The organism is Porifericola rhodea, from assembly GCF_030506305.1.
Classification (GTDB): Bacteria; Bacteroidota; Bacteroidia; order Cytophagales; family Cyclobacteriaceae; genus Catalinimonas; species Catalinimonas rhodea.
The window spans coordinates 2533488-2549704 of the sequence record NZ_CP119421.1; the positions used below are offsets into that span (position 1 = coordinate 2533488).

16 protein-coding genes are annotated in these 16217 nt (G+C 40.4%); 6 read left to right on the top strand and 10 right to left on the bottom strand.

All coding sequences use genetic code 11. The annotated features are described in order from the left end of the window. Positions 1–8 precede the first annotated feature (8 nt). The 4 genes from PZB74_RS10465 to PZB74_RS10480 all read right to left on the bottom strand — a co-directional run bounded on the left by PZB74_RS10465 (position 9) and on the right by PZB74_RS10480 (position 5116). Positions 9–1118: an acyl-CoA dehydrogenase family protein gene (locus PZB74_RS10465; RefSeq protein ID WP_302242557.1), complete on the bottom strand. Its 1110-nt coding sequence runs from the start codon at positions 1116–1118 to the stop codon at positions 9–11. 129 nt (positions 1119–1247) lie between these two features. Beyond that, positions 1248–1988, bottom strand: coding sequence for an SDR family oxidoreductase (locus tag PZB74_RS10470; protein WP_302242558.1), 741 nt, complete (start codon positions 1986–1988; stop codon positions 1248–1250). Positions 1989–2063: 75 nt separating this feature from the next. Then, entirely contained in the window at positions 2064–3167 is a 1104-nt protein-coding gene (locus tag PZB74_RS10475; protein ID WP_302242559.1) for an outer membrane beta-barrel protein, read from the bottom strand. 92 nt (positions 3168–3259) lie between these two features. Beyond that, positions 3260–5116 carry a sensor histidine kinase gene (locus PZB74_RS10480; protein ID WP_302242560.1) on the bottom strand — a complete coding sequence of 619 codons (1857 nt, stop codon included), beginning with the start codon at positions 5114–5116 and terminating at the stop codon, positions 3260–3262. A gap of 305 nt (positions 5117–5421) precedes the next feature. Between PZB74_RS10480 and PZB74_RS10485 the strand changes: the two genes are divergently transcribed. Further along, a complete protein-coding gene (locus PZB74_RS10485) occupies positions 5422–6516 on the top strand; it encodes an amidohydrolase family protein (RefSeq protein WP_302242561.1) in 1095 nt (364 codons plus the stop codon). 104 nt (positions 6517–6620) lie between these two features. Here PZB74_RS10485 and PZB74_RS10490 read toward each other — a convergent pair whose 3' ends face one another. The 3 genes from PZB74_RS10490 to PZB74_RS10500 all read right to left on the bottom strand — a co-directional run bounded on the left by PZB74_RS10490 (position 6621) and on the right by PZB74_RS10500 (position 9177). After that, positions 6621–7400, bottom strand: coding sequence for a polysaccharide biosynthesis/export family protein (locus tag PZB74_RS10490; RefSeq protein WP_302242562.1), 780 nt, complete (start codon positions 7398–7400; stop codon positions 6621–6623). 294 nt (positions 7401–7694) lie between these two features. After that, positions 7695–8708, bottom strand: coding sequence for an SDR family oxidoreductase (locus PZB74_RS10495; protein ID WP_302242563.1), 1014 nt, complete (start codon positions 8706–8708; stop codon positions 7695–7697). 193 nt (positions 8709–8901) lie between these two features. Further along, positions 8902–9177, bottom strand: coding sequence for a hypothetical protein (locus tag PZB74_RS10500; protein ID WP_302242564.1), 276 nt, complete (start codon positions 9175–9177; stop codon positions 8902–8904). A gap of 784 nt (positions 9178–9961) precedes the next feature. On the opposite strand from PZB74_RS10500, the gene PZB74_RS10505 reads away from it, so the two are divergent. Genes PZB74_RS10505 through PZB74_RS10515 form a run of 3 tightly spaced genes read left to right on the top strand, consistent with a single transcriptional unit; the run spans position 9962 to position 11565 of the window. Beyond that, positions 9962–10225, top strand: coding sequence for a hypothetical protein (locus PZB74_RS10505; protein ID WP_302242565.1), 264 nt, complete (start codon positions 9962–9964; stop codon positions 10223–10225). Next, entirely contained in the window at positions 10225–10638 is a 414-nt protein-coding gene (locus PZB74_RS10510; protein ID WP_302242566.1) for an RraA family protein, read from the top strand. The genes PZB74_RS10505 and PZB74_RS10510 overlap by 1 nt, the downstream gene beginning before the upstream one ends. Positions 10639–10680: 42 nt before the next feature. Next, positions 10681–11565, top strand: a complete 885-nt coding sequence (locus PZB74_RS10515) for an alpha/beta hydrolase (RefSeq protein WP_302242567.1) — start codon at positions 10681–10683, stop codon at positions 11563–11565. Here PZB74_RS10515 and PZB74_RS10520 read toward each other — a convergent pair. Together PZB74_RS10520 and PZB74_RS10525 are read right to left on the bottom strand one after the other, a co-directional pair. Then, entirely contained in the window at positions 11562–12050 is a 489-nt protein-coding gene (locus PZB74_RS10520; RefSeq protein ID WP_302242568.1) for a hypothetical protein, read from the bottom strand. The two genes, PZB74_RS10515 and PZB74_RS10520, sit on opposite strands and share 4 nt — an antisense overlap. Before the next feature lie 12 nt (positions 12051–12062). Next, entirely contained in the window at positions 12063–12620 is a 558-nt protein-coding gene (locus PZB74_RS10525) for a DJ-1/PfpI family protein (RefSeq protein ID WP_302242786.1), read from the bottom strand. 97 nt (positions 12621–12717) lie between these two features. On the opposite strand from PZB74_RS10525, the gene PZB74_RS10530 reads away from it, so the two are divergent. Next, positions 12718–13308, top strand: coding sequence for a DUF6940 family protein (locus PZB74_RS10530; protein ID WP_302242569.1), 591 nt, complete (start codon positions 12718–12720; stop codon positions 13306–13308). On the opposite strand, the gene PZB74_RS10535 is transcribed toward PZB74_RS10530, so the two are convergent. Next, complete coding sequence (locus tag PZB74_RS10535) at positions 13301–13681, bottom strand: DUF1801 domain-containing protein (RefSeq protein ID WP_302242570.1); 381 nt, start codon at positions 13679–13681, stop codon at positions 13301–13303. The two genes, PZB74_RS10530 and PZB74_RS10535, sit on opposite strands and share 8 nt — an antisense overlap. Before the next feature lie 537 nt (positions 13682–14218). On the opposite strand from PZB74_RS10535, the gene PZB74_RS10540 reads away from it, so the two are divergent. Further along, entirely contained in the window at positions 14219–15754 is a 1536-nt protein-coding gene (locus PZB74_RS10540) for an FAD-binding protein (RefSeq protein ID WP_302242571.1), read from the top strand. The last annotated feature ends 463 nt before the right edge of the window (positions 15755–16217 follow it).

The following is a 16217-nucleotide window of genomic DNA, read 5'->3' on the forward strand; positions in this document are numbered from 1 at the left end:
GCAGAAGCCTAAACTTTCCCTGATTCAGCAAAACCTAAAGGAGAGAGCAGTATATGTTGAGATGCGGTATGCAAGTCGCGCCAGCAGCGGTTAAGCTCAGTCTCAGGATTGAGAATACTCATACCTGCCAGTGGGTAGAGCATTTCCGCTGATGTTCTTCCGGCTTGTGCAGCGTGTTTGGCAGCCAGGCTAATCTGTTGTAAAACATCCTGCGGAGGTGTACTACCACTTTCGCAGGCTTCCCATGCCTGTTGGGCAAGCATATACATCCATGCTCTGGCCGACTCCAACTGCCCTGCTGCCTGTGCCAGAGTATCCTGTACTTTTACGTTATCTTTGATGGCCTCTCCCTGCATACCTTTTTTGTAGGCTATTAAGCCTTTAATTTCGTCCAGAAAGTGGCAGCTCATGCCCGTAAGTTGCAGGCAGGTTGTAAGCTCGGCAAATTGCATGAAGGGAAAGCGATAGAGTGGTCCATTTTCGTAAGGCGAAGGTTTTAGCAGGTTGAATATTCTTTCTTCAGCTACTGTTACATCTTTAATTTCAAAGTCGTGACTGCTGGTAGCCTGTAAGCCATAAGAGTGCCAGGTGTCTTTAACTTCAACCTCATGGGGGAAGAAGATGAAGGAACGAAAATCTGGAGTGGAAGGGGCCTCACTCTGAATACGACAGTTTACCGTAAAGGCAGTAGCGTGTTGCGATCCGCTACCATATTTCCAGCTACCTTCAATATTATAGCGCCCATCTGTTTTAGTAGCCACTCCTGATAAAGCGCCACTACCAGCTATACTGGCTTTAGGGTCAGTAAATACACTTTGGCTCAGTTGAGGACGGATGTAAGCAGAGAATAAATTCGCTCCGGCGCCTAGGTTTACCGTCCAGCCGAGGCTACCATCTGCATAAGCCAGAGCTTCTAATTTTTGTAATGCATCAGGCAGATTCATTTCCAGACCCTGATATCGTTTAGGAATAAACAGACGAAGCCATTTCTGCTCATAAATAAGCTCCAGCTGAGTTGCAGTAAGCTTTTTTAGGGCTACCGCAGATGAAGCTTCTTTTCTGATGATTGCTATATGTTCTTTGCTAATAATATCTGAAGGGTGCTGCAAAAATTTCATAAATGAAGTTCTCTAGGTTACTAAATGGTGCTATCCCTACACGGACGTATAGATAATACGCTAAGTAAACAAAGAAGCAGAGATTATGATAATGTATTGCAGCTTTCCTCTAAAAATGAACTGACATGCCTAGGCCTTACCTGAAGGTTTAATCAGTATCTCATTAACATTTTCACGCGGATGGCTCTTTAGTGCATAAATTATGGCACGGGCAATGTCTTCAGGCATTAGCTTGGGTTCATCTTCTCCCCAATCCTGGTCGTCTAATAGCTCCTGGTCAGTAATGCTTTCTCGGAGATTGGTTTCTACGGTGCCAGGCTCAATTGTAGTAATACGAATGCCATGCTCAGGAGTAAGTTCTTTACGCAGACCTTCAGACAAAGCGATTACTGCCGCCTTAGTAGCTCCATATACAGCACCGCCAGCATACATATTTCTTCCATCTATAGAGGAAATATTAACTATGTGTCCAGCCTGCTGCTCCAGCATGTAGGGGAGGGCTGCGTATACAGTTTTGAGTATGCCTTTAAGGTTAACGTCTACCATCTTCTCCCATTCCTCCAGATGGCGGTTTTTCATGTAAGAGAGAGGCATAATGCCCGCATTGTTAATAAGAAAATCTATTCTGCCAAACTTATTTTTAGCCTGAGTTACCATTTGCTCTACCTGCTCAAGTTGGGTTACGTCAGTCTCTACAATGATAGCTTCCTGCCCTCGTTGCTCTATTTGCTGCTGAAGATCCTGAAGCTTATCTGCGCTGCGTGCTGCCAGTACTACTTTGGCTTCTTCTTCTGCCAGCCGCAGGGCTGTAGCTTTACCAATACCACTGCTGGCGCCTGTAATCAGAGCTACTTTATTATTAATATCCATTATGTTGAAAAAATATGTGGTTAAAAAAAATGCTTTACCACTTTCTAACCCTAGCTGCTGTCACTTGTTTGGATATCACCAGCGCCAGCCCTTTTCAATTTCCCACCCCATAGTAACCATCAACTCCCACCTCTGATTGTCAGGTTTTTCAGTATTAAAAATTTCTAGCTGATTGCTGGTTTGTAGGTAGCGGCTTTCCAGCCTGAGGTAGCTTTGCGGCATAGGGCGATACTCAGCACTTAACGTGAGTCCGTATAGCTCCAGTCCGTTTATACTACTGTCGGCTGTGGGGTATACCCCAGAAATAAAACCTTCAGGATCCTGAAAAATTTCACCTCTGGCAGTGAGAGCATATTGCGGATGAAACTGAAAGCGAAGTGTCGCCAGCGCGTTAAACATTACTGCTGTTGCATTAGAGTTACGCAGTTTCGAGTGAGTCTGTGTGCCAATATCTCCTCCTAAACTGAGGTGCCATAGAGGGGCTGCCTGCCAGTTAGCATACAGATTATGGTAGGTACGGTATTGCTTGGGGCTAAGCCCATCGGCACTTTCGCGACCAAAAAGATTGGTATAGGTAAGGCTGAGCTCATCAGAAAAATAATAGCTGGTGGCTATACCCACAGACTTGGCGTCATTGGCATCCAGAAAGAAGTTGTATCCGCTAACCACCCAAAAAGCAAAGTCAAACTGCTCGCTTCCTTCATAAGCCAGTCGGGCACCACTCTGAAAGAAAGGTTCGTTATAGGTAGCTACAGCGGTAGAGCTGGTATTGTTATTTTTGGGTAGAAAACTTTCAGTTCCGATATGAGTAGCAAAAAAACCGGCATCTAACCACCAATTATCCGCAAGGCGAATACCCATATTGGCTTCCTGTACCGCTCTAAACTCTTCGGACCAGGTAGCTTCGGCAATATCGCCATAGTGAATGATTACATTACCCCTCACCCTGTCTGACTTATAGTGTACTCCCAACTGCGCTATGTTTAGCCCAAAGCGTTTGTCGCGTGGAGATACAGTAGTTACTTGCTGCAACTCATTGGGCGCAAGCTCGTCACTGAAGCTCGCAAAATACACATCTGAATAGGCTGAAATACTGATTTGCTGACTGCTATCCTGCTGGGCATAACTAAATGGACTGATGAAAAGTAGAAAGAGAAGAAAAGCAATGAACCTCTGCATAAGGTTAAAATTTACGAAGAAATAGTTTCGTACTTAACCTTAAGCTTATAAAGTTGTTAGCTTTTTTGTCTTTAGCTTTATACGATACGCATTTATCCTATAGAACGAATATTTAAATTGAACTCGGCGTACTCACCATATACTGAATTTACGTGTATGTCTCCCTGAATTTTTTGAAGACTTTTTTGAGCGATGTACAGCCCAAGTCCTGCACCGGTAGAGGCCGAAGTAGAACGGTAAAAAATTTCAAATATCTTGTCTAGCTGATCCTCTTTTATTCCGATTCCATTGTCTTTAAAAGAAATAGAGACTCCCTCTACTTTGCTGCTTACTTTTATCCAGAGAGTAGGATGTGCCTGATGAGGATTCTGGTAAGCAATAGCATTAGAAATAAGTACTTCAAACACAGTCTTGAGCCTTCTGCTGTCTGAGTAAAATTGAATATTATCAGGGATATCCGTATATATTTTAATGCTTCGGTGCTTCTGGTGGGTACTCAGGTGTTGCAGTGCAGCTTTAATCAACTGATGAAAATCTACCAACCCGGCTTCTACCTGTAGTTTGTCGTTTTTGCTGTACTCTATGATTTCATGGATGGTGGTGTCCATTTTATGTGTACACAGCTTAATCACTTCCAGGGTCTTCGTTCGGGTTTCGTGGCTGCTATTATCCGTTTGGCTATGTTCAAACCCAGAAATTTGCAGCAAGCCCATAATGGTAGAAAGCGGTCCTCTCAGGTTGTGCGAAGCACTGTAAAGAAAGTGGTCAATCTCTTCGTTGGCGTGGTTCAGCTTTTTGTTAAGCATTCGTTCTCGCTGTAGGGCTAACTTAATCTTTCTATCATTCTGTTTACGTTGGGAGATGTCCCAGGCAGTAATCTGCATATAAATAGGCTGGTGGTTTTTGTCAAATTGTGACGCACACTTTAGCTCCATCCATATGTATTTGTTCAGTTTGTGCTTAAGCCTGAGTTCTACGGTAGTATTATGGTTCTTTTCCTGACAGGAAGAGATAAGATGCCTGAGCTTACTTACATCATAAGGGTGTACTAAAGAAAATATGCTTTCGTTTTTTATCTCCTCTTCTTCGTAACCCAAAGCTCTTTTGATAGAGGGGGTAGTATAGAATATGCTGTGGTCTTTTTTGCAGAACAGAATAATGTCGTAGAGGTTCTCTGTGACCAGCCAGAACTTATCTTCAGTTTCACGGAGCTTTTCGTAAACCAGATTGAAAGTGCTGGCCAGTTCTGAAAGTTCATGGTAGAGTCCCATCTTACCAGCAGACCTCATCCTTTGTTTATGAGTTTTTTTAAAGCTGATATTAAAGTCAAGAATGGGCTGTACAATGTTGTAAGGGATTTTCTGTATAGCAAACCCAATAACAAAAACTACAAATGCGGCAATGGTTACAGAGTTAATTTTAGACTGATAGTAAAGGTTCTGAGTCAGTTTGTCTTTCTGCATAATCGCAGAATGGTTCGTGTGTATTATGCTGATACAGCGCTGAAATAAGATATCGTATTGCCACTGAAGCAGACCAAGGTATAAACCCTTACGTTCGTCTGAAGTATAAAATCGCTCAATATTAGTTTCAAAACTACAGTATAGCTTTTCAATTTTATTGTAGTTGTCTAGGGTTTCCTGGCTATACATATTTCCCTCAAGTACCCTAAGGTGTGCTGCGCCTATTTGTCTCTCTTTATGCAATAAATCAAAGAGCCGGTTCTGGTCATACCCGCTACCAAAACTAATCTTGGATAAAATCCTATCCATTTTGGTAATAGAGACAATCAGGGCTTCTGATGCTTTTACTACTTTATAATTTTCTTCCAGCAACTCAGAGGAGCTCTGCCCGACCCGACTGAGATAAAAAGATAGTGTACTTAGAACAATCAGGCACAGAAAAAAAACCAGCAATAGCGCCGAAGTAATCTGATATTTGATACTCATAGTAGGTAGAAGTTCGTACTGTAGATAGTTGTTGCATCGTAAAATCTCTTAATAAATTACAAAGAGAGTGCTAAATTTTAGGGAAATGGTAATAACCCTTATAAATAAAGTGCAAACTGTTGAATATTGAGTGCTGGCGCGGAAAGTAATTTGGAAAAATGACCGAATACAGACTTAAGTAAAATTGGCGGTTTATCAATTTGAGAAGTAATGGCCTGAGTTTTACCGTTTTAGTAGATTAAAGATTTGTCAGTACCACAATTTTTTCCAAATTATAGAACTAATCCAACCTAACTATTCGTGCTATGCTATACTACAGCTCTTTACTGCTGCTGCTTGTTTTTACGTTCTCTCCTTTTGCTTATGCCCAAAGTCCGGACACAACAAATAATCCTAACTCTTTGCTTTTGAAAGATTACAGGCCTGAATCTATCTATAAGGGGGCTCAAACAGAGGTAAATAAAGCTAAGTTCCCCGTAATTGACATGCATACCCACCCATATGTAAAGTCAGAAGTAGAACTTGATGCCTGGGTAAAGACAATGGATGAATTGAATATTGACAAATCAGTTATTCTAACTTATCAGAGTGGAGAGGCATTTGATTCATTATATCGTTTTTTTCAGAAGTATCCGGATCGTTTTATACTTTTTTGTGGCTTTGACTATACAGATTATGATAAGCCTGGTTTTTCTGAAAAAGCCGTGAAAGAGCTGGAACGGTGCTATAAATCCGGGGCCAGAGGAGTAGGTGAGTTAGGAGATAAGGGTAAAGGTTTATTTTACTCCAGACCTACGCGTGCTTATGGTATGCATATAGATGATGCCCGTATGGCTCCCTTGCTAAAAAAATGTGCCGAACTTAATATGCCCGTAAGTGTGCATGTGGCAGATCCAATATGGATGTACCAGCCTATGAATGCCAAAAACGATGGGCTGATGAATGCTTACAGATGGCGCATTAAAGATCAGGAAAATGCGGTAAGCCATACAGGAATGCTCAATATTCTAGAAAATGCCGTAAAAGCCCACCCTTCTACTACTTTTATCGCCTGTCACTTTGCCAATACCTCATATGATTTGTCGTTGCTGGGAGACCTGTTTGATAAGTACCCTAACTTATATGCTGATATTTCGGCTCGCTTTGCAGAAACTGCGGCTATTCCGCGCACTGCGGCTCGTTTTTATACTAAATATGCTAACCGCTTAGTATACGGCTCAGATATGGGAACAGATAAGAAGATGTATAAAACTACCTTTAGAATATTAGAAAGTGAAGATGAGCATTTTTATGATCATAGTATATCCAGTTACCATTGGGCGATGCACGGCTTCGGACTGAGTGAAGAGGTACTTAAACAGGTATATCAGGCCAATGCTCAGATGCTTCTGAAGAAGTAGATCATACTTTTCTAACAAAAAAAGGGTGCAGCCTAAAGCTGACCCCTTGTTATTATTTCTTCAATTTCATTTTCAGGTATATGTATAATTTGCTCGTTTAAAGCTTAGTCATTGACATATCTTAGCAACAAAACAGTACTTGAGATTGCTCCAAACAGCACACTAAGAATAGTGAATGTGTCTACATTGCTTCTGGTGTTTTTAGCCTTCATTGGCTGAACATAAATTACATCATTGGGTTGTAGGAAGTAAAACTTGGAAGACAAGACTTTTGGGTCTTTCAAATCTACCAACACTACTTCTGAGCCAGCGTCGGTTTGACGGATCAGTGTAATATTTTCACGATTACCATATTGGGTAAGGTCGCCTGCCAGTCCCAGACCTTCCAGTATATTCGCCTGGTCATTATATATATAATAGTAGCCGGGCTCGTTAACCTCTCCAAGTACTGTAATCTTAAAGCTGGTTAGCTTAACAATTACTGTAGCAGTATTCAGGTACTCGCTGATATATTTAGAAATTACGCTCTGAGCCTCACCAACTGTGAGTCCACTCACTTTTATCGGACCTACTTCAGGCAAAATAATATTGCCTTCTTCATTGATGGAGTAACCATTAATATAAAAGCTGGCAGGGTTTAAGTTTAAGTTGCCATTTTCCGGATGAATGTTAAAATAAGAGGCGGATTCCTGATCCAGCGTTAAAATTCTAACAGACAATACATCACGAGGTTGCAGGCGATAGTTTTGCCTGGGGTTTAATATCTCTGTAGATACCTCAGTATTGAAGTTCGGGTCAGGAAAGTAAACTACCTTTTTATTTGGAATACAGGATGCTACTACCAATAGCAATAAAAAAATAGTAGGTAAGGATGTTAATTTCACCTGAAACAAATTTAAATGATGTAAGAAAAATCTAATAAAATTATTATTTCAACTACAAATTAAGGTAGGTATTTTACAATAAAAAAATCTATCCCAAAAAATATTGATTCAATTAATAAGGAATTTCTATTCTTTTCAAATTTTTTAAAATAGCGATACTAAAAAAGACAGTTCCGAGATGTAATTAATGTACCGTTTGTACAGTTCAATGTATATTAATAAAAAACTCTATCCATCATTAAGGTGAATAGAGTTTAAGGAGTATACTGTTAAACCCAGCTTGGTAGCTGTATGCTAACTCTTTTTTCTGAGCCAGTGGATGAGTCCGGCACTGAGGGCAGCAGTAACTACTGCTAAAACTGCTGTAGTATTTTTGTGGGTTGTAGTGGCTTCAAGCTCCAGGCTATGGTCTACCGCCTGATGATCAAAAGTGCCATGCGATCCGCGATCTTCAGGAATAGGGTTCCAAAGGTTATGCGCGCGCCCTGGCTCTTCAGCGTTTTCTGTTTGCTGCCCCGAATAGCCTGTTTTTGCCAGCAGGTGATCCAGTAATCCCGGAAAAAGCTTGTTGCCAATGATGGTTTGCGCTGTTGCTGAGCCTACATAGACTGTGCGACGCTTGTGATGAGAAGCATAATAAATGGCTCTTGCGGCAACCTCTGGCTGATAAATTTTTCCCATAGGCTTGCCTTTTTTGGGCAAGCGAGATTTTACCCATCCAAACTGAGTGGTATTCATGGCTGGCAAATGCACCATACTCAGGTTGATATTGCTATGGTCATGTATAAGCTCAGTTCTAAAAGAGTCGAAAAAACCTTGTATTGCATGTTTGGAGGCACAGTAGGCAGACTGTAAAGGAATGCCGCGGTAAGAAAGCGCAGAGCCTACCAGTATTATTGAACCACTGTTTCTCTTTTGCATTCGCTTATAGGCAGCCATCGTTCCGTATACCTGCCCCAAGTAGGTTACATCAGTCACACGTTTGTACTCCTCTGCCTTCATTTCTTTTACTGGGGAAAAAACAGAGTTCATAGCATTGTTTATCCAAATACTGATGGGGCCCAGTTCCTCCTCTATTTTTTGTGCAGCAGCATCTACCTGTTCAAAATCTGCCAGATCTGCCTGAATAGCAAGACCTTTGCCTCCGAGTGCATCTACATCTTTACGAGCTCCTTCCAGCCCTTCTTTTCCTCTGGCAATGAGGCCAACTTTATATCCTTTGCGGGCGTACTCTCTGGCTGTAGCTCTACCTACGCCTCCAGAGGCCCCGGTAATTACAACTACATTGCTTAGGTGTATAATTGACATACGATTAGTTTATATGAAGTATAAAATATTCTTGTACGTGATTTTAAAAAATGTTCTGAGCAGAAGATAGCCCTTAAAATTCTATGCTATGTATAACTTGCCTTCAGGAAGGGATTGTTTTACATATTAACGAAAAGAGCAAAAAAAACCTCATGCTGTTTAAACATGAGGTCTCCAATAAATTCTTTTATAACTACTTCTGCAAACTAACACGAGGAAGTACCGAGCGTATATCTATATAATCCAGATAAGGGCTTAGTTTTTTGCTTTTCTGAAAAGTATGCACATAAAATGTTGGTTTCCAGGGCAGCAGTGTAAGTCTCCATACTTCAATATAGAAGTCCTGAATGGCAAACAATTCTACTCTAAAGCCTAGCGCCTGTCGGCTGGCCAGGTAGATTCCGTAAAGATCTACGATTCCAATCTTCTTATTTAACTTAAGTTTTTTAAAAGCTTTAAACGATGACATGTGCTCAAGGAGTTTCGGTTAAAAAATAGCAACTGCCGGATATTAGAATTGGATAATCCATACACACAGCCCACGAAGAAGCCCCTAATTGTTGTTATTCTTTTATTCCGGTGTATGCATATTATAAAAGCACAAAAGGCATAAAAAGTTATGAAGGGAGAGAAAATATAAGATAAATTAGTTATAAATACTCAATAATAATCTTGCTACTTCTTTAATATGCACTGCAGAAGTAAAAGAGGTATTTCAAGAAAATATTCTATATAAATATTTATATATTTAATTTACTTATTTACATTAAATTCATTACATTTGTTATAGATATTTACTTTTAAACATAAATGCTATGGCCTGGATCGGATTTGTAATTTTAGTAATTACTTGGTGTTTGGAGTTAACACCCACCAAATAATAATTTTAAGAATATATATATTTATAACTAAGGGGCACTAGCCCCTTTTTTTATGTGCTTATTTTATTTTTAATTTTTACGATAGCAGCCTCTCAGCAATGTTACCAAAGGTTGTATTTTGAGAAAATTTCGGATAATATATAAAAGTCAGAGCAACGCCTGCTATTCTAAATAATTAGCATAACTCCATGAGGCTGGATGTAGGATTGCAGTATCTGCTTTTCTTATGCAATACTAACTAATACACAAGCACTTATGAAAAAGACAATCTACTTCTTTACAATCACTTTTATACTTTCTGGTTTTTCTCTGTATGCTCAGCAAAATACCCTAACAAATGAGTAGCTCATCAAATAATATCAGGGATCAAGAATGGCTGATATATCCGGCAGCTTGGATATGTTGGGCCTGATGGATGTAGGTTTGATGGATCCTAAAATCTTCCCTCTCTGGAAAGACATTGAAAACTTTGAACATCAGATGGTAGGTATTGCATTTACGGTACGCTATGTGCCTACCCCTCGTCTTCCTTCACTGGGAGAAGTAAGCCAGGACGAATATAAAAACTATCGCGATCAGTGGTACACTAATATTTCCGGAGAACCATTTACGATATCCGCTCGGGAGATGTTATAGTGATTGATAATGTTGATGACGGCGATACTGCTACTACTGGTTCCAATAATAGTATGATCTGGAAAAATAAAGGTGCCGTAGGTATAGTATCGGCAGGTGGGGTGGGTGATACAGATGAAATAATAAAACAAAAGAGACCCGTATACATGGATTACTTGAAAAAAGGCAGAAGAATACGCCCGGGACGGAGTGAACTGGAATCTTTTAATGAGCCTGTTGTCATTGGCGGTGTGTATATTCGTACGGGAGATGTTATAGTGGCTGATGGAGATGGTGTGATTGTAGTGCTAAGAGAAAAAGCTTTGGAAGTTGCAGGCACGGCACGCGAAGAAAAAAATATAGATATGGAGGCACTTAAAAAACTGTATCAGGAGTTGGGCATCCCGCTAGACTTTACGGTAGAACAACAATAAGCTTACTCATTACATTAAAACCTAATTACTATATACCTTAACATGATAAAAAAACTAATTACCGCGACCGTATGCCTAATATTAATTTTTGCTTTACACACACAAGCGCAGGTAGATACACTTTTGCTCTGGCCTAATGGTGCTCCTGCTGCTTTGGGGGAAGCTGAGCAGGATCAGCCGATGCTGATTCGTTATCCTGCGCCTGAGCATCTTGCCAATGGCGCAGCAGTAGTAGTTTGCCCTGGCGGAGGGTATAATATGTTGGCTATGGACCATGAGGGACATCAGGTTGCACGCTGGCTCAATAGCTTTGGTGTATCTGCTTATATACTAAGCTATCGTTTGGGGCGTAATGGTTACCGGCACCCGGTGCCCATGAATGACGGCAAAAGAGCTATCCGTACTGTAAGGGCCAATGCTGCTGCCTGGGGAGTAGATCCTGAGCGTATAGGTATTTTGGGATTTTCTGCCGGGGGACATATGGCTTCTACCTTAGGCACTCACTTTGACGGAGGAATCAACACATCCAACGATAAAATAGAGAGAGTAAGCAGTCGCCCTGATTTTATGGTGCTACTATATCCGGTTATTTCTTTTACAGAAGACTATCAGCATAGTGGTTCAAGAATTTCGCTCTTAGGAGAAAATGCTAATGAAGAAACCGTTCGCTTAATGTCTAATGAGCTACAGGTAAAAGATGATACACCTCCTACCTTTCTGGTACATACCACAGAAGACAAGTCCGTACCCCCAGAAAACAGTATCTTTTTCTATCTGGAGCTTAAGAAAAGAAATATACCGGCAGAAATGCACATCTTTGAAAAAGGCCGCCATGGATTAGGTCTGGGGCAAACGGGCTCTGCGTTTGCTCACTGGCCCCAACTGTGCGAAGACTGGCTTTTAGACAGAGGCTTGCTCAACGACTAAAGCTGGGGCTGGCTGAGGTCATGGAGGGGAATGGCTAAATCATGCCGAATCTTCTCTATGCTTTTTATCAAAGAGGCCTTCTTCTTTTTGCTTAGCAGATGAATTTTTACGTCTTCATCCAGAATGAGGTAAGCGTCATATTCAATATGACGTACGGTAGAGCTTTGGTTGCTTAGAGAGTACATTCTCTGGGCAACTTTGCTGCTTCTAATCTGTAACTCTTGGAGTGAGCTAAAAGCCAGTGTCTTTCCGTTTTTGATACCCATAATTTCTACAAACTCTCTATAAGTTTTTTGTTTTAGGTCTAGCTTAAGGCCATACCTGCCGCTAAAAATAGCTATAGCTAACAGTATGAGAATAATTGCTGGCATGTACCGTGACTGGCTTAGCAGTACCAGACTGGCGAATACCATCATAAAGCCTAGAAACTTGACATAGATTGGAAAATACGCTTCGGTATAGTAGGTATATTTCTGCTTTTTCATAGCATAAGTTTGTTACGCCCGGTACGACATGCGCTTTCTAATTTGAGCTGCGGCATTTGTTCCTGCCCACTTTTCGCAAAGGTACAATCCTACATCTAAAGAGGAGGCTACTCCACCTGCAGTAACCACACCCTGATCTTCTACAATTCTTCCTTCTACTACTTGTTTGCAGTAGGGCTTTAGGGTATCATACTCCTGTTCGTTAGTAGTAGCTTTTTTGTTGATCAGAAATCCGGCAGCACCCAGTATAAGACTGCCCGTACATACCGAAATTTTTTGTTTGACGGGCTCGGCAGTACGTACCCAGTCCAGAAAAGCTTTGTTGTAGCGAAGTTTACGAGTGCCAAATCCACCGGGTACAATTAGTGCATCGTAGCCAGCTAATGACTGTCTTATCTTGGTAGGTACAATCTGCAATCCAAAATTATCCGCTACGCTGTCTGTAAAGGCACACAAATCCCACTGCAGATTGGAAATATATTTTAAAGATTTTAATCTGGAAACAGGGTCGTACACGCCAAAAAAATCCAACCAGGTAATGCCATCAAAAAGAATATAAGCGACTCTCATCAAATCATATGGGGTGATACAGAATTTCTTTTGCTAGAGTGGGCAATTTCTGAAAGCTTTTGATAATTTCTAATTTTATTCCTAAAAATCAATCAGTATGTGGCAGGCAGATAAGCAGATATTGAGCAAAAATATACATCAGTATATTTTAAAAAACGGAGAAGCTACGCTAAAGCTTAAAGACTTTATTCGTCTGTTGCAGGAGAGTCAAATATTTAGAGCGTACTTTAACCAGCTACTGGCCGATAGTCCTTTTGATGCCTTTTTCTGGGAATGTCGCCCTTTTAGTTTAAAGAGTTTATCCGCACCCTTTGAGTTTGTGCTTATCAGAAATAGAAAGTTGTCGTTAACAGAAGCCTCGCCAGATGCATTTTCCAGGTATTTTAGTGAGGCTAAAAGGGTAGTTGGTTTTAGTAATCTGAGTGGAGATGCCTACCTTCTGGTGCCTAAGCCAGAGGGTAGCTTAAACCAATATACACACCTGGCTACTTTTGTTAGAAAAGGTGCTCCTGAGCAGCAACAGGCTTTGTGGGAAGCATTAGGCATATGGCTAAACCAGCATGTTTCTCAAGCTCCTGTATGGTTAAGCACCTCCGGGTTGGGTGTACATTGGCTACACATTCGTCTGGATAGCTACGCCAAATATTATCAGTATGAACCTTATCGCAAGTTTAGACTAGCTAATTAGCCGTTTTACTTCTTTTGCTGCGGTAGGGCACTTCTTCATCTAAAAGCAAGGCCTCTTGTATAATCTCCTGTATCTTCTCCTCTGCTAAATCTTGCCTGCTTTTAATTACGATACCTCTAATTTGCTTACGCCCTCTGTCTTCTAATAGTCCTTGCAAGTTAGATAACTCATTTCCTCGGGTAAAAGCTAGCTCTACCCCTTCTGGCTTTAAAGGGTTAAGGTAGCAAATCCAGCTCTTTCGGTAGTAAAAAGGTATTTTGTAGTTAATTTTACTACTTACACCGGGATTATCCATAAGCTTATGATGCAGATACTGCATAATTCGTTTCTGTTCGCCCGAACTTTCCTCTATAAAAGATTCAACAGCATCCATATTTTAGATATTTGTTACTAAAACCTACGAAAATGAGTGCTTCAGGTCTGTAGTTTACCACTGCTCAATTATAAATTCTTCGTGAATTAACATCAGGCTTCTTGGTACAAAAAGCACAGTCTGGCACTGCCAGAATATACACTGATACTGAATTTAGTAACTCGAGCTGGTTTCTGAAAATAAAACTTTGCTTCAAAAGGTAGCAACCTTGTGTTTGGTAGAAATGGAACTTCTATTCTGGTGCTTATCTGTGGAATTGATTCTTTAGACTCAAAACTAAAAAGGAGGGAAAAAAGCAATACCGAAAACCGATAAAGCTTTTCTTTTTTCAACATAAATCATGTTTATTATAACAAAAAGCAGTACAAAAAGAAACTTTATTTAAATAAACCAAATAAAGTTCTGTAATATTTGTGAGTTCTGTGAGCTGTTTCTTAAGCATTTTGTTATGTTTACACTATTGCTTGAGTAGTATGTTCAGTTTTTTAGGAGGTATATTTTGTGTAAATTATATGTGTCATCAAGCTGCTTCTGTCCATGAAAGAGTTTCGTCACCGTGCCTGGAAAAACAAGATAGGACGCCACAAAGTATTCCCTTTTGAGTATCTACTGCCCGAAAACCTGGGAGATATCCAAAGTGCCATTATGGAAGCAGAGCGTAAAGGCATCAGAATACGGGCAGTGGGAGCCGGGCATTCTTATTCAGATGTAGCCATGCCCGATGGTATGCTTTTGGATATGCGGCACTTAAACAAGCTCAAAATTTGTAATAAGAGTAAGCCGGAAGTAGCAGGTAATGCATTAGTAGAAGTAGAGGCAGGTATAAGTATACATAAATTAAACCGAGCCCTGGACGAAAAAGGTCTGGCCCTGATTAACATGGGAGCTATAGATAACCAGACAATTAGTGGAGCTATAGCAACTGGAACACATGGGGGTGGCCGTCATTTAAAAGCCCTGTCTGGTATGGTGCGTTCCATATTACTGGTAGCTGCAGAAGGCAAATTGTACCGAATAGAACCAGAAAATGGCATTACTAAAGCAGAGGAGTGTAGTAAAAATGTTCAGTTAATTCAGGATGATGAAGTGTTCAATAGTGTACTTCTTAGTATGGGGTACAGCGGAATAGTACATTCCTATATTATAGAAGTTAGACCAGCATACTGGCTGTACGAAAACCGCACAGCCATCAGCTGGGATCAGCTAAAACATCAGTTGCTGGACGGATCAATATTTAACGATTATGCTATCAAAGTTAATGGAAAGTACGTAAAAAAGCCGCTTAGGAGTCTTTTCGTAGTCATTAATCCATATGCAGTTAAAGGGGTACATACTTGTATGCTGGCCCGTACCTTTGAGGTAGACAAGCCAAATCACAGGAGCCTGCGCGACCGTAGTCGCAATCTATTAAGTCAAATTTTGGGTAGTATTCCTTTAACTTATTATCTCTCCTTATTTATCGTTAATTACTTGCCCTTTTTGGTACCAGCTTCTCTAGATCAGTCAATAAGAGCGGTAGAAGACCAGACATATATTGATAAATCGTATAAGGTGTTGTTCCAGGGACTGGAATTTATTGCCAGTCAGGGGCATGGGGCGGAGTTTGCTTACGACATGCACCAGCCAGAAAAGTTTGTGGAGGTAATAGAGGCAATTTTTACTACTGTTAATAAGCTTAAAGAAAAGCTAGGCGTTTACCCCAGTTCAGCTCCCACGCTTCGTTTTGTAAAAGCTTCGGAGGCATATTTGGCTCCTGAGTATCAGATGGACGTTTGCTATGTAGGCAACCCTGCCTTGGTAAAGCAGAAGAAAGCGAAGCTCATCCTTAATGCGTATCAGGATCTTAACCTGAAAATGGGAGGCAAACCACACTGGGGCAAAATTACAAACCGCCTTGATGGTCAGGCTGAGCTTATTGAAAAGTGGTACCCCAGGTTGAAGCAATGGAAAAGTGTAATCTCTCGCTTTAATCCAAATGGAACTTTTTACAATGCTTTTGCCGAAAAGAGAGGACTTACTGCCGAACCTGGCGAAGCGATACAAGTCAGCAGGTATGCAAGTAGTAAGGTGTAAATAAACTCACCTTTATTTTTTCGCTACGAAGCAGGCTAACTGCTTTGCCTCAGGTAATATTTAGTGTAGTAGTTTAGCTGTAGAGACAAAAGTAGAAGACATTTTATTAATTTCTTTTATTGTATAGGTACCTATAGCTAAGTAAAAAAATGGACTTTACTGGTCTAAATAACTACGATTAATTTTAAAAATTGATTAAACTTAGCGGTAAATTATCTCTCTATTTGCAATGAGAAGATAAAAATACTGTATGAAATGGAAAAATGTCAAAAAACGCATAGGTATAGCTAAAAATTGAGAAGAATTGTATCTGATAATAATGGTATCATTGTAAACAGCAAACATAAATGTATTAACATAAGCACTACAACAACAACCTAACTACTCTATATTTCTGTTTAAACAATTAAGGTGACTCATAGCAGTCACTTTTTTTTTGCCAGCTCCCTTGCAACGATTTAGG